Source organism: Kitasatospora sp. NPDC088346, assembly GCF_044740765.1.
GTDB lineage: Bacteria > Actinomycetota > Actinomycetes > Streptomycetales > Streptomycetaceae > Kitasatospora.
The window spans coordinates 109,910-132,017 of the sequence record NZ_JBIURH010000011.1 but is presented as its reverse complement, the minus strand read 5'-3'; the positions used below and the strand labels follow the sequence as shown (position 1 = coordinate 132,017).

Annotated in this window: 16 protein-coding genes, 9 tRNA genes and 1 pseudogene; 13 read left to right on the top strand and 13 right to left on the bottom strand. The window is 73.7% G+C overall.

From position 1 onward, the window contains the following. Positions 1-6: 6 nt before the first annotated feature. The gene (locus ACIOFR_RS17395; protein WP_400997728.1) at positions 7-441 is read right to left on the bottom strand and encodes a thiol-disulfide oxidoreductase DCC family protein; all 435 of its coding nucleotides are present in this window, start codon (positions 439-441) and stop codon (positions 7-9) included. Between the two features lie 193 nt (positions 442-634). On the opposite strand from ACIOFR_RS17395, the gene ACIOFR_RS17390 reads away from it, so the two are divergent. After that, on the top strand, positions 635-2,275 hold the full coding sequence (locus tag ACIOFR_RS17390; protein ID WP_400997725.1) for a hypothetical protein: 1,641 nt from the start codon (positions 635-637) through the stop codon (positions 2,273-2,275). Positions 2,276-2,349: 74 nt separating this feature from the next. Here ACIOFR_RS17390 and ACIOFR_RS17385 read toward each other — a convergent pair whose 3' ends face one another. Further along, positions 2,350-2,910, bottom strand: coding sequence for an HIT family protein (locus ACIOFR_RS17385; RefSeq protein ID WP_400997722.1), 561 nt, complete (start codon positions 2,908-2,910; stop codon positions 2,350-2,352). A gap of 77 nt (positions 2,911-2,987) precedes the next feature. Next, positions 2,988-4,964 (bottom strand): threonine--tRNA ligase, encoded by a 1,977-nt coding sequence (gene thrS / locus ACIOFR_RS17380; RefSeq protein WP_400997719.1) that lies wholly within the window; start codon positions 4,962-4,964, stop codon positions 2,988-2,990. A gap of 275 nt (positions 4,965-5,239) precedes the next feature. On the opposite strand from thrS, the gene ACIOFR_RS17375 reads away from it, so the two are divergent. Further along, positions 5,240-6,013: a 3'-5' exonuclease gene (locus ACIOFR_RS17375; protein ID WP_400997717.1), complete on the top strand. Its 774-nt coding sequence runs from the start codon at positions 5,240-5,242 to the stop codon at positions 6,011-6,013. Between the two features lie 98 nt (positions 6,014-6,111). Here ACIOFR_RS17375 and ACIOFR_RS17370 read toward each other — a convergent pair. The 3 genes from ACIOFR_RS17370 to ACIOFR_RS17360 all read right to left on the bottom strand — a co-directional run bounded on the left by ACIOFR_RS17370 (position 6,112) and on the right by ACIOFR_RS17360 (position 6,957). Then, positions 6,112-6,183: transfer RNA gene (locus ACIOFR_RS17370), tRNA-Val, on the bottom strand. A gap of 195 nt (positions 6,184-6,378) precedes the next feature. Then, positions 6,379-6,450: transfer RNA gene (locus ACIOFR_RS17365), tRNA-Val, on the bottom strand. A gap of 75 nt (positions 6,451-6,525) precedes the next feature. Then, positions 6,526-6,957 carry a TIGR02611 family protein gene (locus tag ACIOFR_RS17360; protein WP_400997715.1) on the bottom strand — a complete coding sequence of 144 codons (432 nt, stop codon included), beginning with the start codon at positions 6,955-6,957 and terminating at the stop codon, positions 6,526-6,528. Positions 6,958-7,152: 195 nt separating this feature from the next. On the opposite strand from ACIOFR_RS17360, the gene ACIOFR_RS17355 reads away from it, so the two are divergent. The 3 genes from ACIOFR_RS17355 (at position 7,153) to ACIOFR_RS17345 (ending at position 9,019) form a co-directional block, all read left to right on the top strand. After that, the gene (locus ACIOFR_RS17355) at positions 7,153-7,566 is read left to right on the top strand and encodes an SsgA family sporulation/cell division regulator (protein WP_030056266.1); all 414 of its coding nucleotides are present in this window, start codon (positions 7,153-7,155) and stop codon (positions 7,564-7,566) included. A gap of 357 nt (positions 7,567-7,923) precedes the next feature. Beyond that, positions 7,924-8,493: a CGNR zinc finger domain-containing protein gene (locus ACIOFR_RS17350; RefSeq protein ID WP_400997712.1), complete on the top strand. Its 570-nt coding sequence runs from the start codon at positions 7,924-7,926 to the stop codon at positions 8,491-8,493. A gap of 31 nt (positions 8,494-8,524) precedes the next feature. Then, positions 8,525-9,019 carry a DsbA family protein gene (locus tag ACIOFR_RS17345; protein WP_400997709.1) on the top strand — a complete coding sequence of 165 codons (495 nt, stop codon included), beginning with the start codon at positions 8,525-8,527 and terminating at the stop codon, positions 9,017-9,019. Positions 9,020-9,062: 43 nt separating this feature from the next. On the opposite strand, the gene ACIOFR_RS17340 is transcribed toward ACIOFR_RS17345, so the two are convergent. The 3 genes from ACIOFR_RS17340 to ACIOFR_RS17330 form a co-directional block, all read right to left on the bottom strand. Next, positions 9,063-9,905, bottom strand: coding sequence for a GNAT family N-acetyltransferase (locus ACIOFR_RS17340; RefSeq protein WP_400997706.1), 843 nt, complete (start codon positions 9,903-9,905; stop codon positions 9,063-9,065). A gap of 53 nt (positions 9,906-9,958) precedes the next feature. Further along, positions 9,959-10,777 carry an aminotransferase class IV gene (locus tag ACIOFR_RS17335; RefSeq protein ID WP_400997703.1) on the bottom strand — a complete coding sequence of 273 codons (819 nt, stop codon included), beginning with the start codon at positions 10,775-10,777 and terminating at the stop codon, positions 9,959-9,961. Positions 10,778-10,843: 66 nt separating this feature from the next. Next, complete coding sequence (locus tag ACIOFR_RS17330) at positions 10,844-11,860, bottom strand: chorismate-binding protein (RefSeq protein WP_400997993.1); 1,017 nt, start codon at positions 11,858-11,860, stop codon at positions 10,844-10,846. Between the two features lie 300 nt (positions 11,861-12,160). Between ACIOFR_RS17330 and ACIOFR_RS17325 the strand changes: the two genes are divergently transcribed. From ACIOFR_RS17325 to ACIOFR_RS17295, 7 genes are all read left to right on the top strand, one after another. Then, positions 12,161-12,233: transfer RNA gene (locus ACIOFR_RS17325), tRNA-Gly, on the top strand. Between the two features lie 40 nt (positions 12,234-12,273). After that, positions 12,274-12,347, top strand: a tRNA-Cys gene (locus tag ACIOFR_RS17320). 31 nt (positions 12,348-12,378) lie between these two features. After that, positions 12,379-12,450, top strand: a tRNA-Val gene (locus tag ACIOFR_RS17315). Between the two features lie 49 nt (positions 12,451-12,499). Continuing rightward, positions 12,500-12,571 (top strand) — tRNA-Val (locus ACIOFR_RS17310). A gap of 49 nt (positions 12,572-12,620) precedes the next feature. Further along, positions 12,621-12,692, top strand: a tRNA-Val gene (locus tag ACIOFR_RS17305). A gap of 49 nt (positions 12,693-12,741) precedes the next feature. Then, positions 12,742-12,813, top strand: a tRNA-Val gene (locus tag ACIOFR_RS17300). A 53-nt stretch (positions 12,814-12,866) separates the two neighbouring features. Continuing rightward, positions 12,867-12,938 (top strand) — tRNA-Val (locus tag ACIOFR_RS17295). 252 nt (positions 12,939-13,190) lie between these two features. Here ACIOFR_RS17295 and ACIOFR_RS17290 read toward each other — a convergent pair. After that, positions 13,191-13,382 carry a hypothetical protein gene (locus ACIOFR_RS17290; RefSeq protein ID WP_400997700.1) on the bottom strand — a complete coding sequence of 64 codons (192 nt, stop codon included), beginning with the start codon at positions 13,380-13,382 and terminating at the stop codon, positions 13,191-13,193. Between the two features lie 467 nt (positions 13,383-13,849). On the opposite strand from ACIOFR_RS17290, the pseudogene ACIOFR_RS17285 reads away from it, so the two are divergent. Then, positions 13,850-15,052: pseudogene (locus tag ACIOFR_RS17285) on the top strand (protein kinase); the annotation flags it as partial. Between the two features lie 626 nt (positions 15,053-15,678). Here ACIOFR_RS17285 and ACIOFR_RS17280 read toward each other — a convergent pair. From ACIOFR_RS17280 to cobT, 3 genes are all read right to left on the bottom strand, one after another. Next, positions 15,679-16,485, bottom strand: coding sequence for a TrmH family RNA methyltransferase (locus ACIOFR_RS17280; protein WP_400997697.1), 807 nt, complete (start codon positions 16,483-16,485; stop codon positions 15,679-15,681). Positions 16,486-16,651: 166 nt separating this feature from the next. Further along, the gene (gene cobA / locus ACIOFR_RS17275; protein ID WP_400997694.1) at positions 16,652-17,884 is read right to left on the bottom strand and encodes a uroporphyrinogen-III C-methyltransferase; all 1,233 of its coding nucleotides are present in this window, start codon (positions 17,882-17,884) and stop codon (positions 16,652-16,654) included. A gap of 94 nt (positions 17,885-17,978) precedes the next feature. After that, entirely contained in the window at positions 17,979-21,731 is a 3,753-nt protein-coding gene (gene cobT / locus ACIOFR_RS17270) for a nicotinate-nucleotide--dimethylbenzimidazole phosphoribosyltransferase (protein WP_400997691.1), read from the bottom strand. Positions 21,732-22,108 lie beyond the last annotated feature (377 nt).

Here is a 22,108-nt window from a genome sequence, read left to right as displayed (position 1 = left end):
TCGGTCTCAGACCCGCCCACGGGGCGGCAGCGCGCAGGCCGGTGTGCCGCCCGGCAGCTGGTGCCGGTGGCGGGCGACCCAGCGGTACCCGGCCGCCGCCGCCGGCCGCACCGGCGCCAGCGTCAGGACGGCCCCCAGGTAGGCCCACAGCCCGCCGGAGCGCATCAGCAGCCGCGCCGCGGCCTGGGCGCCGCCGTGGACCGCCCCGGCCGGGGTCACCCAGAGGATCTCCCGCTCCGCCCGGTCGGCGGTCACCAGCCCTCGGCCTCCCGCCCGCGCGTCCAGCGCCGGCAGGTCGGCGAACTGGTACGGCACCGCGTCCCAGCCCCCCGAGGACAGGCTCGCCCTCAGGTAGCGCTCCGCGAAGTTGACGCAGGTGGCGCAGAAAGCGCAGTCGCCGTCGAAGACCAGAACCGGGTCCCGCTGGATGTCCTCAGCCATGCCCCGCATCCTGCCTCATCCGGGGACCCGCGGCAGACAACCGATCACCGGAGGATCGAAGCGTGCCGTGAGCGGGCAGCATCCTGTGGACGGCGGCGGTGGCCGAGATGTGACAGCGGTTCAGACGATCATCCGCGCGACCGGGCGGTGGCACGGTAACCTGCCGCTGACAAGGGGAGGAGGGCCTGCCACAGTGAGCCAGCTCGACATGACCCCGGGTGCGCAGATACCCCGGACGGACGTCAGCACCCAGACCGCGGTGACCCAGGCCCTCTCCTCGGCCGCGTACCGCGACGCCGACTACCAGGAGCTCGGGGGGCTGACCGGGGTCAAGGTCAAGGAGGGCAAGTTCGCCCTCTTCCGGCCGAGCGCCGGCGAGGCCTTCAGCCGCGCCCTGCTGGACCGCACCCTGCCGCCCGGGCGCAACCCGCTGGTGCCCTCGTTCGGCACCGACGTCCGGATGGTGGTCGAGCACTGCCTCGCCGCCCAGGACCTCCGGGACGCCCGGGACCGGCAGCTCAGCACCGTCACCTTCCTGTGCGGCGGCCTGTTCCTGCCCGGCACCCTGATCTGGCTCGCGGCCTACCAGGTCCGCGCCCACTTCGCGAAGGCCGGCTCGGCCCGGGACGGCTTCTTCGGCACCCTGGCGCTGCTGGTGGCGGCCGGCCTGGCCGTGCTGTTCGCGGTGCGGCCGCCGCTCGGCGGGATCGCCGGCCTGTACCTCCGGGTGATGATGCTCGGCCCGGTCCTCGGCTGGTTCCTGGCCAAGCGGATCGCGCTGCGCTCCACGCTGGAGCTGCGCTCGCGCTGGGGCGGCCTGGTCGAGGGCAGCGCGGTGGCCGCGACGGTCCCCAAGGCGGTGCCGCGCGACCACCTCGACAAGAAGGCGACGGCGCTCAAGGGCGCCCTCGACCGCCTGGCGGCCGAGCAGGAGACCAACGTCCACCACTACGCCGGTGGCAAGGGCATCCTCGGGGTCGGCGCGCGCTGGGCGAACTGGGACCTCTCCGAGGACCTGCGCCCGGCCGAAGGACACGAGGACTTCCGGACGTTCCACATCTACGACCTCGCCCGGAAGATCGCCGACCGGCTCGGATCCCTGTCCACCAGCGAGATCCCGAACGGCGCGATGCCCCGCCCGGCCATCCACCAGTGGGTGGTGCAGGACATCCCCGAGGGCGCGGACGAGATCGGCCGCCCCGGCGGCAGCGAGATGGACGGCTTCCGGATGCGCGACTTCGCCGTCGGCGAGGTGGCCAACCGGCAGACCTACGGCAGCGACCTGCGGCACCGGGTCGCCGTCCAGTTCGTGCTGCACAAGGGGCAGCTGGTGGCGACCATGCTGGTCGACATCACCGTGCTCCACAACCACCTGCGGGTCAGCGTGACCGGCCACGCGCTCGGCCCGATCGCGGGCTACTTCACGGCCAAGCCCAAGCCGAAGGAGAAGAGCGTCCCCAAGACCGTGCGGTTCTGGGAGGAGCAGACCGTCCAGCTCGCGCTGGTGGACAACGACGAGGTGGTCCGACAGGCGGTGCGGGCGCCGTTCATGCGGATCCCCACCCTGCTCACCTGGCTCGGCGGTTCGATCGGCCTGCCGGAGCCGCTCAGCCTGCGCGCCTCCTGGGCCGACCGGACGTGGCCCAGCCGGTTCAAGAGCGACGACGTGATCCAGGGCTCCACCCCGGTGGCCAACGTCATCCTCGCCGCCACCATGGACTTCCTCGCGGAGCACGACGTGAACGTCGAGCGCTTCACCAACCGCTCCAACATCATGAAGTCCGAGATGCAGGGCGCCCGCCCGTACCGCGCCGACCGGTACGACGCGGGCTGACGGCCCGTCACCGAGGCTCACGGGAGGGGGCCGGTCCCGACGGGACCGGCCCCCTCCGTACGCGCCCGCGGGCGTCAGCCCTTCGGCCAGAGGTCCGCGAGGATCTTCCGGGTGTCGGCGAGCAACTGCGGCAGCACCTTGGTGTGGCCGACCACCGGCATGAAGTTGGTGTCCCCGCCCCAGCGCGGCACCACGTGCTGGTGCAGGTGGGCCGCGATCCCGGCACCGGCCGCCGCGCCCTGGTTCATCCCGATGTTGAAGCCGTGCGCACCGGAGGCCGCCCGCAGCGCGGTCATGGCCCGCTTGGTGTAGTCGGCGAGCTCGGCCGTCTCGGCCCCGTCCAGGTCGGTGTAGTCGGCGACGTGCCGGTAGGGGACGACCATCAGGTGGCCGCCGTTGTACGGGTAGAGGTTGAGCACGGCGAAGACCGAGCCGCCGCGGGCGACGACCAGCCCGTCCTCGTCGCTGAGCGCCGGGATCGAGCAGAACGGGCAGCCGTCGCCGGGGGCCGGTCCGGTGGGCTTGTTCTCACCCTGGATGTAGGCCATCCGGTGGGGGGTCCACAGGCGCTGGAAGCCGTCCGGCTCCCCCACGCCCTGCTGCAGTTCCGGCTCGCTCGTCATGCTGATCAGCATAGGCGCCGCGGCAGGCCGGGAAACCAGTGCGGGGCAGACTCGTCACGAGCCTGCCCCGCCGGGTCACACCGATCCGGTCACACCTGGATCCGGCGCTGCACCGCGTCGACGATCTCCGCGACCGCGTCCGCCACCGGCACGCCGTTCTTCTGCTCGCCACTGCGGTAGCGGAACGACACCGCGCCCGCCTCGACGTCGTCGTTGCCCGCGATCAGCATGAACGGGACCTTCTGCTTCTGCGCGTTGCGGATCTTCTTCTGCATCCGGTCGTCCGAGGCGTCCACCTCGACCCGGACGCCGTGCTTCCTCAGCTCGGCCGCCACCTCGCGCAGGTACGGGATGTGCTCGTCGGTGATCGGGATGCCGACCACGGTGACCGGGGCGAGCCACGGCGGCATGGCGCCGGCGTAGTGCTCCAGCAGCACCGCGAAGAACCGCTCGATCGAGCCGAACAGCGCACGGTGGATCATGACCGGTCGCTGGCGGTTGCCGTCCGAGCCCTGGAACTCCAACTCGAAGCGCTGCGGCAGCTGGAAGTCGACCTGGATGGTCGACATCTGCCAGGTACGGCCGATCGCGTCCCGCGCCTGCACCGAGATCTTCGGGCCGTAGAAGGCCGCGCCCTCGGGGTCGAGGGTCAGCTCCAGGCCCTGCTTCTCGGCCGCGTCGGCCAGCGCCTGGGTCGCCTCCGCCCAGTCCTCGTCCGAACCCACCGACTTGTTGGGGTCGCGGGTCGACAGCTCCAGGTAGAAGTCGTTCAGACCGTAGTCGCGCAGCAGGTCCAGGACGAAGGTGAGCAGCGAGTCCAGCTCGCCGGCCATCTGGTCCTTGGTGCAGTAGATGTGCGCGTCGTCCTGGGTGAAGCCCCGGGCGCGGGTCAGGCCGTGCACCACACCGGACTTCTCGTAGCGGTAGACCGTGCCGAACTCGAAGAGCCGCAGCGGGAGTTCACGGTAGGACCGGCCGCGCGAGCGGAAGATCAGGTTGTGCATCGGGCAGTTCATCGGCTTGAGGTAGTAGTCGTTCTCGCCGTCGAGCTGCATGGGCGGGTACATCCCGTCGGCGTACCAGTCGAGGTGACCGGAGAGCTCGAACAGGGTGCCCTTGGTGGCGTGCGGGGTGTAGACGAACTCGTAGCCCGACTCCTCGTGCCGCTTGCGCGAGTAGTCCTCCATGGCCCGACGCATCACGCCGCCCTTGGGGTGGAACACGGCGAGGCCGGAGCCGATCTCCTCCGGGATGGAGAAGAGGTCGAGCTCGCTGCCGAGCTTGCGGTGGTCGCGCTTGGCGGCCTCCTCCAGGAACTCCAGGTGCGCCTTCAGCTCGTCCTTGGTCGGCCAGGCGGTCCCGTACAGGCGCTGGAGCTGCGGGTTCTTCTCGCTGCCGCGCCAGTAGGCGGCGGCCGAGCGCATCAGCTTGAAGGCCGGGATGTTCCGGGTGGACGGCAGGTGCGGGCCGCGGCACAGGTCGCCCCAGCACACGTCACCGGTCTTCGGGTCCACGTTGTCGTAGATGGTCAGCTCGCCGGCGCCGACCTCGACGGACGCGCCGTCCTCGACGGAGGCGCTGCCCTTGAGGCCGATCAGCTCCAGCTTGAACGGCTCGGCGGCCAGCTCCTCGCGGGCGGCCTCGTCGGTGACCACCCGGCGCGAGAACTTCTGCCCGCGCTTGATGATCTCCTGCATCTTCTTCTCGATGGCCTTGATGTCATCGGGGTGGAACGGCTTCTCGACGTCGAAGTCGTAGTAGAAGCCGTCCTTGATCGGCGGGCCGATGCCGAGCTTGGCCTCCGGGAAGATCTCCTGCACGGCCTGCGCCATCACGTGCGCGGTCGAGTGGCGCAGGATGTCCAGGCCGTCCTTGCTGCCGATCGCGACCGGCTCGACCTCGTCGCCCTCGGCCACCCGGTAGGCGAGGTCCTTGAGCGCCCCGCCGACGCGGGCGGCGACGATCGAGCGGTCGTCGGCGAAGAGATCGGCGGCGGTAGTGCCCGTGGTCACCACGCGCTCTTCCCGATCGGGTTCGCGGTTGATGATGATCCGGACGTCGGTCACCGGTCTCTCCTGACATCTGTCTGCCACAGCACTCTGCTGCGCACCCCCGATGGTACCGATCCGTGACCGGCCGCCGTGCACCGATATCACCCCGGCGCCCCGGTGAGGGCCCCCTCACCCTGCGTGACGCGCCCCCGTCGCACGGGGTCCGCCGAACCGTGGATTGAGGGGGCGTCAACTGCGGTATCACCTCTGCGTAACGCCGCGCGGCGCGGCGCCCCACTGGTCCTCGGCGGGGCGCGGCGCCCCGCCCGGTGGCACCGTGAGGGGCAGTCATGCAGCAGTCTCGGCACTGGTACGAAGGTCCGCTCGCCTCATTCGACACCGAGACCACCGGCGTGGACGTCGAGTCCGACCGGATCGTCTCCGCCGCCCTGGTGCTCCAACCCGCCCCCGGCCTGCCCGCCCGCACCACCAGCTGGCTCGCCGACCCGGGGGTGCCGATCCCCGACGGCGCCCGCGCGGTGCACGGCATCAGCGACGAACACGTCCGCGCCCACGGCCGCCCCGCCCGCGCGGTGGTCGGCGAGATCGCCCGCGCGCTGGCCGAACAGGCCGCCGCGGGCGTCCCGGTGGTCGTGATGAACGCCCCCTACGACCTCACCCTGCTCGACCGCGAACTACGCCGGCACCGCGGCGGATCCCTCGCCGACAGCCTCGCCGGCACCGAACTGCTCGTGCTGGACCCGTGGGTGCTGGACAAGCACGTGGACCGCTACCGCAAGGGCCGCCGCACGCTGACCGACCTGTGCGCGCACTACGACGTGAGCCTGGTCGGCGCGCACGACGCCGGCGTGGACGCGGCCGCCGCCCTCCAGCTCGTCCGGGCACTCGGCTCCCGCCACCCCGAACGGCTCGGTGCGGTGACACCCGGCGAGCTGCATCTGCGGCAGGCCGTCTGGCACGCGGCCCAGGCCCGGGGCCTGCAACGCTGGTTCGACCGGTCGGGCACCCCGGAACGGGTGGACTTCTCCTGGCCACTGCGCCCGGCCCGCTGCGCCTGCGGCCACCGGCTCGGCGCCGACCACCGCTGCGAACTGGCCGCCTAGACCGCGGCGCGAACGGCAGCCTGACCCGAAGAGCAGTCAGGCCGAACAGCAGTCAGGCCCCGACCACCATGTGGTCGGGGCCTGACAGTTGTGCTCGGTGGGCGATACTGGGATCGAACCAGTGACCCCTTCGGTGTGAACGAAGTGCTCTCCCGCTGAGCTAATCGCCCGGGCAACGAGAAGAAGACTAGCACTACTTGGCCGCAGGTCCGCAATCGCGTTCCCGGCCGCCCCTCCCGACACACCCCCAGATCCCCTTGCGCACCGGCCCGGTGAATAGGCATCAGGAGTTGCCGGGATATCGAAAAGACGTAGGGCCCCGGCCAATGAATGGCCGGGGCCCTACGACTTACTGTGCATTCCGGTGGGCGATACTGGGATCGAACCAGTGACCCCTTCGGTGTGAACGAAGTGCTCTCCCGCTGAGCTAATCGCCCGGGTGCAGGGAAAACATTACCCCATCTGCGGGGGTGCTCCGAACACGCCCGGGCCGCCCCGGCGCCCGGCGCCGGCTACCAGGGCAGCGCGAGCCCGTACCGCCGGAGGTACCAGGCGGCGGCCGCGGCGATCAGCACCAGCACCACCGCGGTGATCGCCAGGTTGCGCCGGCGGACCTTCGGGTCCATGGCCCGGTGGGCCGCCTCGGCGACCTTGCGCCTGGTCCAGCGCAGCACCCGCTGCGCCCACGCGAACTCGGTCGCCCAGATGCTCATGCCCAGGAAGATGACCACCCAGCCCGGCCCGGGCATCGGCAGCATCACGATCCCGAGCCCGACCACGGCGAGGCCGGCCAGGAAGACGATCACCCGCCAGCTGGTGTGCAGCGCCGGCGAGCGCCGGATGAACAGCGGCGCCCGGGAGCCCGTCGGCCGGCCCGCCGGCCCGGCGCCCGCGGCCGCCCCGCCGGCCGACTCCAGCTCTTCCTTGTCACTTCGTACAGACATGCCGGGAAAAGTACCCGAGTTCCGGGCCCCGCGGGGCCTCGGGCGCCCTGCGCGGCGATTCCGCAATGCGCCGGAAGGGGTACGACTCGCACCGGAATCGGGACAGACGGGTTTACAGCGGGCTTAGAGGTGGGATGGTCCGTTCGCCGACGTGCGATTCCCCGAGCGCACACTGAGCGAAAGGCCCTGGCGCTTATGAACACCACGGTCAGCTGCGAGCTGCACCTGCGCCTCATCGTGTCCAGCGAGTCCTCACTGCCCGTCCCCGCGGGCCTGCGCTACGACACCGCCGACCCCTATGCCGTGCACGCGACGTTCCACACCGGTGCCGACGAGACCGTTGAGTGGGTGTTCGCCCGTGACCTCCTCGCGGAGGGGCTGCACCGACCCACCGGCACCGGCGACGTGCGGGTGTGGCCCTCGCGCAGCCATGGACAGGGGGTGGTCTGCATCGCCCTCAGTTCTCCGGAAGGAGAAGCCCTGCTGGAGGCCCCGGCACGCGCGCTGGAGTCGTTTCTCAAGCGCACCGACGCCGCCGTGCCTCCCGGCACCGAACACCGTCACTTCGACCTCGACCGGGAGCTGTCACACATCCTCGCCGAGAGCTGACCCCGACCGAGGTGCCCGCCGCCGGCGAGCGGCGGGGCGAACCTCACTGCGTCCGTCCAACTCGGGGGCACGGACGCACTCCGGGCCGCCGTGCGCGGTCCCGGGGCCGGTCCAGAGCGAGGAGCATGATCCGCATCACAGCACCATCGAACACGCGACACGCAGCGCGCCCGGCGGCGCGGCCACCTCCCCTGACCGGGTGGGGCCGCGCCGTCGGCGTACCCGGGCGTCCGCCCGCCGGCCACCGGGATGTCGCGTACGCGCCGGTTCACCGTCGGGTGACGGCGGCTGCCGGTAGAGTCACGGGTGATGACCGACGCGGGTGCAGCAGGCCCCCGCCGGGTGAGGAGTCACCACGTGCTGATCACTCATGACACCGAGTGCGCCCTGAGCATTCTGGTCGAGCTTCTCAACACCGCGCCCGAAGCGTGCGGCACCGAGCAGCTGCCGGACGTCCCGGCGCTGTCCGCGTTCGTGGTGCGGCAGGAGATCAGCGAGATCGACTCCCTCACCCCGGCCGACGTGACCGCCGTCCAGGCCGTGCGCGGACGGCTGCGCGAGGTGTTCTCGGCCGACTCCACCGACCGGGCCGCCGAGCTGGTCAACGCGGTGGTGGCGGCCGCCGGCACCACGCCCCGGCTGACCAACCACGACCACCACGGCTGGCACATCCACTACTTCGCCCCGCACGCGGCCATCGGGGACCACCTCGCCGCCGAGCTGGGGATGGCGCTGGCGTTCATCGTGATGGCCGGCGAGCGCGAGCGGCTGCGCCGCTGCGAGGCACCGGACTGCGCGCGGGTCTTCGTCGACCTCTCCCGCAACCGCTCCCGCCGCTACTGCGACAGCCGGACCTGCGGGAACCGCCTGCACGTGGCCGCCTACCGGGCCCGGCAGCGCTCGGCGGAGGCCGTCACCACGGGCTGAGGCCCCCGCCCGGGGTGAGAGACTGGGCGCCATGACCGACGCTCCACTCCCCCGCCTGGAACTCTGGTGCGAGCTCCAGTGCTCCGACTGCCGCACCGCCCTGGACGACGTACGGGCGCTGCGCGCGCGGTACGGCGACGCGCTGACCGTGGAGCTGCGGCACTTCCCGCTGGAGAAGCACAAGCACGCCTACGCGGCGGCCGAGGCCGCCCAGGAGGCCTTCGACCAGGGGCGCGGCTGGGAGTACGTGGAGGCCGTGCTGGGCCGGGTCGAGGAGCTGGAGCGCGGCGGGACGGCGTTCCTGGTGTCCGTCGCCGAGGAGCTCGGGCTGGACGCCGAGGAGCTCGACCTGGCACTGATCGACGGCCGGCACATGCTGCTGGTCGACGCCGACCAGGCCGAGGGCAAGGCGATCGGCGTGAGCGGCACCCCCACCTACGTGATCGCCGGGCAGCGGCTGGACGGCGGCCGGAGCCAGGACGGCCTGCGCGAGCGGATCGTCGAGCTGATCGAGTCGTCGAGCTGATCGAGCAGCACCGGACGGCCTGACCCGGGCCCGCCGCACCGGCTCAGTAGAGCTGCTTGCCGAGCACCCGCAGGGTGGTCCGGTAGCCGAGCGAGGCGTAGAGCGCGACCGCGACCTCGTTGCGGCTGAAGACGTTCAGGCCCAGGTCGTGGACGCCCGCCGCCAGGCACTCGCGCTCGGCCAGCAGCATCAGGCCGCGGCCGTACCCGCGCCCCCGGTGCTCCTCGTCCACCTGCACCACCATCACCCAGGCCAGCGGGGAGCCGTCCGGCAGGGTGCTCTGCCGCAGGGCGACCCAGAGGCTGCCGAGCACCGTGCCGTCCGCCGCACACAGTTGCCGCAGGGCGACGCCCTCGGTGGCGTGCCCGTCCGGCAGCACCTGCTGGTGGTCGGCGTCCGCCTTGGCCCGGGCCTGGGCCTCGCTCAGCCCGGAGGCGAGCAGGTCGGCCAGGTAGCCGGCGCGGGCCCCGGCCAGCCACTCCTCGTACTCGGCCGGGCCGATCCGGCGGACCGTCAGGCCGGCGGGCAGCTCCGGCGGCGGACCGAGCCGCTTGGTCATGTTGCGCATCCGCTCGGTGTAGCCGAGGGTGCGCGCCAGGGCCAGGGCGCCGTCGGCGCCGGCCGGCACCGGGACGTCCAGCCGGGAACAGCCCCAGCCGCGCAGCACCTCCTCGGCGGCCAGCGCGCCGATGGTGGCCCGTCCGCGCCGCCGGCCCTCGGTGACCTCCAGCTCGGTGATCTCGCCCCACCACTGCTCACCGCGGGGCAGTGCCGTGGTGCGCAGGCCGCCCACCGGGCGACCGTTGACGCAGATCCGCCAGCGCCGGCTGCGGCCGCCGCCGGGCCAGGAGTGCTCGGCGCCCTCGGGGCGCAGGGTGGTGGTCATGGGGGCTCCCTTCCCGGTGGGAGCCCGGTTCTACCACGCGCCGGCGGGCCGGCTCAGGGGTCGAGGTCGTCGCCGCTGCGCTCGGCGAACTGGGCCATCGCCTTGAGGGTGGTCGGGCCCGGCGCGGGCAGCTCGTGACCGTCGACCCGGACCACCGCCTGGACGTCGCGCAGGGTGGAGGTGAGGAAGACCTCCTCGGCCTCGAAGAGGGCCTCGAACGGCAGGTCGCGCTCCTCGGCGCCGGTCCAGTCCACGGTCAGCTGCCGGGTGATGCCGGCGAGGCAGCCCGAGGCCAGGGTCGGCGTGAGCAGCTGCCCGTCGAGGACCAGGAAGACGTTGGAGCCGGTGCCCTCGCAGAGCAGGCCCGCGGTGTTGGCGAAGAGCGCCTCGGAGGCGCCGGCCCGGTGGGCGGCGGCGAGGGCGACCACGTTCTCGGCGTACGAGGTGGTCTTGAGGCCCGCGACTGCGCTGTGCTCGTTGCGGCGCCAGGGGACGGTCACCACCGCGGTGGTGTCCGGGCGGGGCTTGGCCGTGCCGAGGGCGACCACCAGGCTCGGGGGCAGCTCGCCACGCTCGGAGCCGAGCGGGCTGGTGCCGCCGGTGTAGGTGATGCGGAGCCGGCCGAGCGGCATCGGGTTGGCCGCGAGGACCTGCTCGCAGGCCTCCCGGAGGACGGCGTGGTCCGGGTCGGGCAGGCCGAGGCCGCGCGCGGAGCGGGTGAGCCGGTCGAGGTGGCGGGTGAGGGCGAAGAGCCGGCCGTCGACGGCCTTCACGGTCTCGAACACGCCGTCGCCGACGGTGAGCCCGTGGTCGAGCACGGAGAGCGCCGCGGTGTCGCTCTCCGCCAGGGATCCGTTGACCCAGATCTTCATGTGGCGCCGCTCCTCGGAGCTCGGTGCAGGTGGTTCGAGGTGTCCCGGTGCAGGGGCGGGGCCCGCTCAGTACACGTGGGTGCCCGACGCTATCGCAACCAGCCGGGCGGCCTTGAGCTCGGTCTCGTCCCACTCGCGTTCGGGGTCGGAGCCCCAGGTGATGCCGGCGCCGGTGCCGAACCGCAGCACCGGCGGGCCGTCGGACCGGTCGATCCAGAAGGTGCGGATGCCGACGGCCAGTTCCGCCGTGCCGCGGTCCGCGTCGACCCAGCCGACCGCACCGCAGTAGGGGCCGCGCGGGGCGGTCTCCAGCGCGTCGATGATCCGCAGGGCGCTCGACTTGGGGGCACCGGTGACGGAACCGGGCGGGAAGGTGTCGGCGAGCAGTTCGCCCCAGCCGGCGCCGGGTCGCAGGGTGCCCCGGACGGTGGAGACGAGGTGGACGAGGCCGGGGTGCTTCTCCACCACGCAGAGGTCGGGGACGGTCACGCTGCCGGTCTCGCAGACCCGGCCGAGGTCGTTGCGGACCAGGTCGACGATCATCACGTTCTCGGCGTGGTCCTTCTCCAGCAGGTCGTGCTCGGTGCGGCCGGTGCCCTTGATCGGACCGGACGAGACGGTGCGGCCGTCCCGGCGGAGGTAGAGCTCGGGCGAGGCGGTGGCGATCTCGACGCCGTGCGAGGGCAGCCGAATCGTTCCTGCATAGGGGGCAGGGTTTCCGTGCGCGAGCAGCCCGGTCAGCGCGTCGATGTCGGTGCGACCCGGGTCGGGCAGCGGCGCGGACAGCACCCGGCAGAGGTTGGCCTGGTAGACCTCGCCGGCCGCGATGTGCTCGCGGATCCGGCGGACGCCCGCGGTGTACGCGGCCCGGTCGAGCGAACTGTGCCAGCCGTCGGGACGCGGGCCGAGCCAGCCGTCGGTGCGGGGCGGGGCGAGGTCGGGCCGGAGCTCGTCGAAGCGGGCGCAGACCAGTCGGCCCTCGAAGTCGTGGGCGACCGCCCAGAAACCGGCCGAGTCGAGCGCCGCGGGGTCGGAGGTCACCTCGCGCAGCCCGGTGGCGAGCAACCCGCCGAAGCGGGCCATCGGCTGGTCGGGGCTGAGGGGGGTGGTGCGGCCGGACACGGTTCTCCTGCGCGGATTCGGTACTGCCGGCCCGGGTGCGGGCGCGCGCGCCGGGGCTGGCCCCGGTGCCTGAAGTGTAGGTCGGCGCCCCCCGGGGTGCGGGCTCCCGAGCTGCCGGGACGGCTGACGAACCGCCACCCCGGGGCCACCCCCGCGCCACGCTGCGGGAACGGATTTTTAGCTGGCCCGGGAATCCGCTAGAGTTCAACACGTCGCCGGGAAGCGGAGCCGAGGAAAGTCGGGGAAGCGGCCGGGAGACAGGCGGACGTGGCTCAGTTGGTAGAGCATCACCTTGCCAAGGTGAGGGTCGCGAGTTCGAATCTCGTCGTCCGCTCGATGGGGAACAGGGTAAGATCGTTCTTCAGAAGTTGCCTGGTGGAGTGGCCGAGAGGCGAGGCAACGGCCTGCAAAGCCGTGTACACGGGTTCAAATCCCGTCTCCACCTCCAAGAGGTTCCCCGGTTCTCCGGGGCCCTCCCCGCGCGATTAGCTCAGCGGGAGAGCACTACCTTGACACGGTAGGGGTCACTGGTTCAATCCCAGTATCGCGCACTCGGATCCACCGGGGTCAGCCCCGGGACGGCACGTCAGTGCTGGTCGAGCGCGATTAGCTCAGCGGGAGAGCACTACCTTGACACGGTAGGGGTCACTGGTTCAATCCCAGTATCGCGCACTCGGATCCACCGGGGTCAGCCCCGGGACGGCACGTCAGTGCTGGTCGAGCGCGATTAGCTCAGCGGGAGAGCACTACCTTGACACGGTAGGGGTCACTGGTTCAATCCCAGTATCGCGCACTCGGATCCACCGGGGTCAGCCCCAGGTCGGCACGTCAGTGCTGGTCGAGCGCGATTAGCTCAGCGGGAGAGCACTACCTTGACACGGTAGGGGTCACTGGTTCAATCCCAGTATCGCGCACTCGGATCCTCGCGGATCCGCACCAGTACGACCGCGACTGTGACAGCGGTCGAGCGTGATTAGCTCAGCGGGAGAGCACTACCTTGACACGGTAGGGGTCACTGGTTCAATCCCAGTATCGCGCACCGCAGAACGAGAGCCGTGACCTCCCCGAGGTCGCGGCTCTCGGCGTTTCACGGCTCGTCTCGTCGGGGCCCGGACATGCGTGTCGCCGGGTACAGCGCTGCCCTCACCGACAACCTGTACCCGGCAACCACGCTCCGGGGCCGCTTGGTGCGACCGCTGTGCTCCTCCGCCGCTCGCCCGTCCACGTGCCCTGCGGAGGAGGGGAACCGCGCGGTGCGCGGACCCCGGCCCGACACCGACCTCCCCCGAGGTCAGCGTCCGATCAGATCGGCGACCGCCTGGGTCTGCGTCGCCAGTTGCTCCCACCCGCCGAAGAGCACGAGCAGCAGGACCGCGCACGGGACCGCGATGGCCAGGGCGACCGCCGGGTGCCTGGTCTCGGCCCCGCTGTGCGGGGCGTTCGGCCTCTGGCGGCGGCCGGCTCCGTTGAGCTGCATGGCCATGGTCTCTGCTCCTGCCGTCCTGCTCGGACCGGTTGCTGCCGTCCGGTCGGTCCGGACGGGGTGGGACGTGGGCGCGGGGGCGGATTCTCGGGGGACGAGGGTCTCCGCCCGCCGCTGATAACCAAGGTATTCGTCGGAGTGGCGCATGACGTCATGCCCCCGTACCGTCTCCGGGCCTCCCCGAGGATGACCCCGCGCCGTGCCGTGTACTACTGGAGGCGGAGACCGGGCGGAACGGATCCCCGAGGGAACCCTGAGAACGGCCCCTAGAGCTCGCTCCGCCGCAGGTCAGAGGGGGTGGGACAACCGGGTTCCGGGTCAGGGTGAGCGGTGTCCGACAATCCGACCGGCGCCGGGGGTGTTGCGTATCAGCACACCGCAGCGGCCAGTCCGTAAGCTGTGGGCCGACAGGATCTGACGATCCCCCATCCGACGGGGGGTCACCCCACAGGCTGACGGGAACGAGCATGGCGATGATGCGGCTGCGGCGTGAGGACCCCCGCATCGTCGGCCCCTACCGTCTGCACCGGCGGCTCGGGGCCGGCGGGATGGGCGTGGTCTACCTCGGCTCGGACCGCAGGGGGCAGCGCGTCGCGCTCAAGCTGATCCGCGCGGAGCTGGCCGAGGACGCCGAGTTCCGCACCCGCTTCGCCCGGGAGATCGCCGCCGCCTCACGGATCCGGGGCGGCTGCACGGCCCGGGTGGTCGGCTCGGACATCGAGACCGAGCGCCCCTGGCTGGCGACCGCGTACGTACCCGGCCCCTCGCTGTACAAGCGGGTCGGCGAGGAGGGGCCGCTGCCCTGGCCGGAGGCGGCCAGGATCGGTGCCGCGCTGGCCGACGGGCTGGTCAAGGTGCACGAGGCGGGGGTGGTCCACCGTGACCTCAAGCCGTCCAACATCCTGCTCTCCCCCAAGGGCCCGCGGATCATCGACTTCGGCATCGCCTGGTCGCGCGGCGCCAGCACGCTCACCCACGTCGGCACGGCGGTGGGCTCCCCCGGCTTCCTCGCGCCCGAGCAGGTGCGCGGCGCCGCCGTCACGCCGGCGACCGACGTCTTCGCGTTCGGCGCCACGCTGGCCTTCGCGCTCACCGGTGACACGCCCTTCGGCTCGGGTGCCTCGTCCGAGGTGATGCTGTACCGGGTGGTCCACGAGGAGCCGGAGCTGTCGGGCGTGCCCGCGCCGCTCGCGCCGCTGGTCCGCGCCTGCCTGGCGAAGGAGCCCGCCGAGCGTCCGCCGGCCGCCGCGCTGCACGAGCGGCTGAGCGAGCTGGCCGCGCGCGGTGCGGCCGGGCCAGCCCGGGGCCGGGCCGCCGTACCGCAGCCCGCCGTACCGCAGCCCGCGGCGCCGGTCCGGCCGATGGCGGCGGCCCCCGCCGACCGGCCGGTCCGGCGCCGCCCGGGCCAGCCCGTCACGGCGCCGATGCCCCGGCCGCACCACGCGGAGCAGGTGCGGGAGCGCCAGCCCACGCCCGCCCCGGTCCGGCCGCCGGCCCCGAGGGACCGTCAGCACACCCCGCCGCCGGTGCGTCCGGGCGGATCCCGGCGACGGCTGCTGCGGCAGCGGGTGATCGTCTTCGTCACGGTGACGGTCGGCGTCGCGCTGGCCATCGCCGCCGCCCAGGGCTGCGAGAACCGCGGCGAGCAGGGACTGCCCGCGCAGCAGCCGGCCGTCGTCGGCTCACCGTCCGCCGAGCAGCCCGCGCCGCTGTCGATCGACGGCGCCGGGGCCGTCGCGCCGCTGGCCACCGCCGCGCGCAGCGGCGGCGACGCCGGGCTCGGGCCTGCGGCCGGCCAGGTCCCGAACGGCGACTGGTCGAACCGGCTGTACGCCGACCCGGCCGGCGGCCCGGCGATCCAGCTCAAGGACGGCCGCAGCACCGGCGAGGGCGCGCAGAGCGTCCTGACCGCCGTGCTGCCCGCCCGCTACCGGGAGGCGCCGGCCGTCGTGGTGGTGCTGCGGCGGTCCGAGGGCTCGGTGCCGGTCGACCTGGTGCAGCTCTTCGGCTTCAACGGTGACGTCGCGGTGGCCCGGGCCTCCCGGGCCTCCGCGGCCGACCCGCAGGCCGGCGCGGTCTGGCGGATCGAGAACGGCGCGCTGCTGCGCGAGGAGCGGGTCTCGCAGACCGGCGCCGTCTCCACCACCCGTTACACCGTCCGGGGCGACGGCAGCCTGGAGGAGTCCTGGCCCGGTGCGGGCATCTCCGGCGGCGCCGTCGGCGGCACCCGCTGACGTCCGGTCGGACGGCGGCGAACGAACCCCCGGCCTTGGATCGCGCGGAGATCCGGCCCCGGTCAGCCCGCGGTGACGGCGTAGAACGCCACCGCGGCGGCGGCACCCACGTTGAGCGAGTCGATGCCGTGGGCCATCGGGATCCGCACGGCCCGGTCCGCGGCGGCCAGCGCGTGGCGGGTCAGGCCGTCGCCCTCGGCGCCGAGCATCAGGGCGGCGCGCTCCAGCCGCTGCGGGGCGGCCTCGGCGAGGTCCACGGCGTGCTCGGCCGGGGTGAGAGCGAGCAGTTGGAAGCCGGCCGCACGGACCGCGTCCAGGGCCGCCGGCCACGGGTCGAGACGGGCGTACGGGACGGCGAAGACGGCGCCCATCGAGGTCTTGACCGCCCGCCGGTAGAGCGGGTCCGCGCAGTCCGGGGAGAGCAGCACGGCGTCCATGCCGAGCGCGGCGGCACTGCGGAAGATCGCACCGAGGTTGGTGTGGTCGACCAGACCCTCCAGGACGGCGACCCGGCGGGCGGACCCGAGGATCTCGGCGGCCTCCGGCAGCGGCTTGCGCTCCATCGAGGCGAGCGCGCCGCGGTGCACGTGGTAGCCGGTCACCTGCTCGGCGAGGGCCGGCTCGACCAGGTGGACCGGGGCGTCCGCGGCCTCGATGACGTCGGCCATGACGCCGAGCCACTTGGCGGTCAGCAGCATCGACCGCATCCGGTAGCCGGCCTCCAGGGCGCGGCGGATGACCTTCTCGCCCTCGGCGATGAAGAGGCCCTCGGCGGGTTCGCGGCGGCGGCGCAGCTCGACGTCGGTCAGGCCGGTGTAGTCGGCCAGACGGGGGTCGGCGGGGTCGGTGACGGTGCTTGGTTCGGACACGGGCCCGATCCTGCCCGGTCGGCGGGCGCTAATCCAATCGGCCCGTGCGGCGGCGCTCCCGGCCTTCGGTGGCGGGGGCGGGCCGTCGTCGCCCGACGGACGCGGGACACCGGCGGGCGTGCTGCGGGCCACCGGGCGGGCCGGCCCGCCCGGTGGCCGCGGCGGTTCAGTGCGCGAGGACGTCGACCACGTCGCCGATGACGATGACGGCGGGCGGGCGGATGCCCTCCGCGGCCACCGTGGCGGCGACGGTGGCCAGGGTGGCGTCGACGCGGCGCTGGGCGGCGGTGGTGCCCTCCTGGACGACGGCGACCGGGGTGTCGGCCGGACGGCCGGACGCGACCAGCTTGGCGGCGATGTCGCCGATCTTGTCCACGGCCATCAGCAGCACCAGGGTGCCGGTCATCCGGGCGACCGCGTCCCAGTTGGTGAGCGAGCGCTCGCCGGGGCCGACGTGACCGGAGATGACGGTGAACTCGTGGGTCATCCCGCGGTGGGTGACCGGGATGCCGACGGCGGCCGGGACGCTGATCGAGCTGGAGATGCCGGGGACCACCGTCACCGGGATCCCCGCCTCTGCGCAGGCGAGCAGCTCCTCGCCGCCGCGCCCGAAGACGTACGGGTCGCCGCCCTTGAGCCGGACCACGAACTTCCCGGCCTCGGCGTGCTCGATCAGGGTCCGGTTGATCGCCTCCTGGGCCATGAAACGGCCGTACGGGATCTTGGAGGCGTCGATGACCTCGACGTGCGGGGGGAGTTCGGCGAGCAGTTCGCGGGGCGCGAGCCGGTCGGCGACCACCACGTCCGCGTCGGCGAGCAGGCGGCGGCCGCGCACGGTGATCAGGTCCGGGTCGCCGGGGCCGCCGCCGACCAGGGCGACGCCGGGGACCCGCTCGCGGTACTGGCGGGCGGTCAGCGAGCCGTCCCGCAGACCGTCCACGATGGCGTCCCGGAGCCCGGCGGAGTGGCGCGGGTCGCCGGTGAGCACGGCGACGGTGGCACCGCCGTCGCGACCGCTCGCCGGGGTCCAGGCGGTGGCGGCGGAGGCGTCGTCGCTGCGGGCGCAGAAGACCCGCAGGCGCTCGGCCTCGGCGGAGACCGCGGTGTTGACGGCCGGGTCGTCGGTGGCGACCAGGGCGTACCAGCTGCCGGCCAGGTCGCCGTCGGCGTAGCCGCGGCGGTGCCAGGTCAGCTCGCCGGCGTCGGCCATGGCGTGCACGGCGGGGGTGGTGGCCGGCGATATCAGCTGGATGTCCGCACCGGCGGCGATCAGCGCGGGCAGCCGGCGCTGGGCGACCTGGCCGCCGCCGACCACGACCACGCGGCGGCCGTCGAGCAGCAGGCCGACGGGGTACGGGGTGAGGCCCTCGGTGCTGGGGTGGGGCTTGGGCGCGGTCATCGGCGGTGCTCCTGGGTGGGTGGAGGTCGGTACGGCGTACGGCGGTGCCCCGTACCGGCGCGCCCTCGGGCCGGTACGGGGACTGCGGGAGGCGTCAGGCCTTCTCGGTGACCCCGGCGGAGTCGAAGGTGGCTACATCGTGCATCGCCCGGGCCGCACTCTGCACCAGCGGCAGGGCCAGCAGGGCTCCGGTGCCCTCGCCGAGCCGCAGGTCGAGGTCGATCAGCGGACGCAGGCCGAGCTTGGCCAGCGCGGCCTGGTGGCCCGGCTCGGCGGAACGGTGGCCCGCGATGCAGGCGGCCAGGACCTCGGGGGCGATCGCCTTGGCGGCGAGCGCGGCGGACCCCGCGATCACGCCGTCCAGGACGACCGGGGTGCGCAGCGAGGCGGCCCCGAGCAGGAAGCCCGCGATGGCCGCGTGCTCCAGACCGCCGACCGCCGCCAGGACGCTGATCGGGTCGGCCGGGTCGGGCTGGTGCAGGGCGAGGGCCCGGCGGATGACCTCGACCTTCCGGGCGTGGGTCTCGTCGTCGATCCCGGTGCCGCGGCCGGTGACCTCGGCCGGGTCGGTGCCGGTGAAGACCGAGATCAGCGCGGCGGACGCGGTGGTGTTGGCGATGCCCATGTCGCCGGTGATCAGCACCTTGTTGCCGGCCGCGACCAGGTCGCGGGCGGTCTCGATGCCGATCTCGATCGCCTTGAGCGCCTCCTCCCGGGTCATCGCCGGGCCCTGCGTCATGTCGTCCGTGCCGGGCTTGACCTTGCGGGGCAGCAGGCCGGTGGTGCGGCCCTGCTGGACGGGTTCCGGCAGATCGGACTTGACGCCGACGTCGACCACGCAGACCTCCGCGCCGACCTGGGCGGCGAAGGCGTTGACCACCGCTCCCCCGGCCAGGAAGTTGGCCACCATCTGGCCGGTGACCTCCTGCGGCCAGGGGGTCACGCCCTGGGCGTGCACACCGTGGTCGGCGGCGAAGATCGCCACGCAGGCGGGCTCGGGGATCGGCGGCGGGCACTTGCGGGACAGGCCGCACAGCTGCGCGGCGATTATCTCCAGCATGCCGAGCGAACCGGCCGGCTTGGTCATCCGCTTCTGCCGGTCCCAGGCCTCACCGAGGGACTTGGCGTCCAGCGGACGGATGCCGCGCAGGGTGTCGGAGAGCAGGCTGTGCGGCTCCTCGCCGGGCAGCGCGCGGTTGCCGTACTGCTCCTCGTGGACGACCCAGGCCAGCGGGCGCTTCTTCGCCCAGCCCTGCTGCTGGAGCTCGGGCTCGTCCGGGAAGGCGTCGACGTAGCCGACGCAGAGGTAGGCGACGACGTCCAGGTGCTCGGGCAGGCCGAGCTCGCGGATCATCTCCTCCTCGTCGAAGAAGCTCACCCAGCCGACCCCGAGGCCCTCGGCCCGGGCGGCCAGCCAGAGGTTCTCGACGGCCAGCGCGGCGGAGTAGGGGGCCATCTGCGGCTGGGTGTGCCGGCCGAGGGTGTGCCGGCCGCCGCGGGTGCGGTCGGCGGTGACCACGATGTTCACCGGGGTCTCGAGGATGGCCTCGATCTTGATTTCCTTGAACTGCTTGGCCCGGCCCTTGGGCAGCGAGTCCGCGAAGGCAGCCCGCTGGCGCTCCGCCAGCCGGTGCATCTTCTGACGGGTCTTCGAGGAGCGGATGACCACGAAGTCCCACGGCTGCGAGTAGCCGACGCTCGGGGCGGTGTGGGCCGCCTCCAGGACGCGGATCAGCACCTCGTGCGGGATCGGGTCGGGGCGGAAGCCGTTGCGGATGTCGCGGCGCTCGCGGATCACCTGGTGGACGGCCTCACGGCCGGCCTCGTCGTAGCCGGGGGCGGCGGGGCCGCGGTCGACCTCGGGCTGCTCCTCGGCGGAGGCTTCGCCGGAGGACGTCTCGTCCGAGGCCGCCTCGCCGGAGGGAGCCTCGGCGGTGGACCGGTCGGCCTCGACGGTGGGCTCCCCGACCTCGCCGGTCTCGGCGGCCTCCCACCCGTCAGCGGGCTCGGCCGGGGCGACGGCGGCGGTCTGCTCCGCCTCGGCCGGCTGGGCCTCGGCGGTCGGCTCGGCGGCCTCGGCCGGCTGCTCGGCGGGCTGATCCACGGGCTCGGCCGGGGCGGCCTCGGGCTCGGAACCGGGCTCGGTCACCGCTCGGGGCTCGGCGGCGGGGACCTCGGCGGCAGGGGCCTCGACAGCGGCCTCGGCGGCGGCCGGCTCGGGCTGCGGCTGGACGGCCTCCGGGGCAGCCTCGGCCACGACGGGCTCGGGGTCCGGCACGGGTACGGGCTCGGCGGCCACCGGCTCCGCGGGGGCCTCGGCGGCGACGGGCCCGGTGAGCAGGTCACCGGTGCCCGCGGCCAGCGGGGAGGTCGGGTCGCCGGCGCCGTCCGCGGGCGGCGCGGGCTCGACGATCGGCAGGCCGTGCGGCGCGGGGGCGGCCAGGAAGGCCGAGATCCGGCGGTGCTGGGGGGCGGGCGGGGCGGCCTGCGCGGGGATCGTCGCCTGGACGGTCTCGGCGGCGGGGGCCTCGGGCTGCTCGGCCACGGCCACGGCCACGACGGGGGCGACCGGCTGGGCCTCGGCGAGCGGCGCGGACGCCGGTGCGGTCGCGGCGGCGTAGACCGGCTCGACGAAGACCGGGGCGACCGGCGCGAGCGGCACGGCGACCGGCGCCGGGGCCTCGGCGGCGGTCTCGGCCACCGCCTCGGACGGTGCTTCGGCGACCGGCTCGGTGACCGGCTCCGGGTGGGCCGGGAGCTCGACCGGTGCCGGGGCCTCGGGCTGGACCTGGGGCGGGGCCTGGGATTCGGGCTGGGCCTCGACGACGGTCTCCGCCGGCAGTTCGGCGGGGACCTCGACGGGCGCGGCCTCCGGTGCCACCGGGGCCGCGGCCACCGGCTCGACGGCCTGCGGGGCCGGCTGCTCGGCGACGGGGGCGGCCACCGCGGGCGCCTCGATCGGGGCGGGCGCCTCGACGGCGGCCTCCGCCGCCGGCTGGACGGGCTGCACGGGCGCGGCGACCGGCTCGGCGACCGGCTGCGCCATCCCGACCGGGGTGCCGAACGCCGGGGTGGTGCCGGGGCGGCCCGGGTACGCCTGCGGGTCCGTGCCGCCGGAGGGGCCGCGGTCGGCCAGCGAGCGGACCGGCACGTGGCCGGTCATCAGCGAGGCGTCCGGGATCGGCGGTCCGGCGTGCAGCGGGCGCCGGACCGGCTGAGCGGCCGTCAGCGGTGCCTGGGCCTCGACGGCCGGTGCGGCGGGCGCCTGGGCGGCGACCGGCTCCTGCGGCTGGGCCTGCACCTGCGGGTGAACCTGGGTCGGGTCCTGCTGCCGATGCTGGTCCTGGCTCTGGGGCTGGGCCTGCTCCGGTGCCTGCGCCTGCGCCTGCGGGACAACCGGTTCTGCGGGGAGGGGCTGGGCCTGCGACTCGGGGGCGAACACCTCGGCGACCGGCATCGGCGGGTTCAGCGGCGGCCAGGACGGCTCGACCGGAACGCCCGCGGGCTGCGCCTCGGGGATCGTCCGCAGCGGCATCGTCTCGTGGACCGGCATCGCGGCCTGCGGCTGGACGGGCACGACGACCGGGTGCTCGATGACGTTGACGGTCTCCACCGCCCCGATCAGCTGCTCGCCCCAGGACCCCTGCGGGCCGGGCATCAGCAGCTCGTCCTCCTCCTCGTCCAGCTGGTCGAGGAAGGTGTACGCGGGGCGGGGCTCGGCGGCCCAGGTCTGGCCGGGTGGCTGCGCGCCGGGCATGGGGATGCCCTCCGGCGAGCCGAGCGGGTCGGCTCCGCCGTACGGCTGCTCCGGTACTCCCGCGCTCGGGACGTGGCCGCCATCGGTCATGTCAAAGCTCCTTCCAGGCCGCTTCCGCGCCCTCGGCGGCACGGCCACGACCGCAGCGCCCAACTCCGCTGGGACGGGAACCGTGGACGGCCCGCCCCTGCACCTACTGGCGGCCGCCGCGCACACGGCGGCCGTCGGCTCCGGCGCGCTGCTCCACCCCTGGCGGCGCGGCGGCCCTGCCGGGCCGGCGCACCGTCAGGAACAACGACCGCACGGGGCAACCGGCACGATCCCACCGGCTCCCTGCGACATTCTTCCGGCCCGGCCCGCATCGCGTCGAATGCGTCCAAGATGTGTCGATACAGGTTGCACCGCGTCAAATAGGTGTCAACCAGTCCGGATCGGACACGACCCACCCATGAGCACAGCCCGGACGC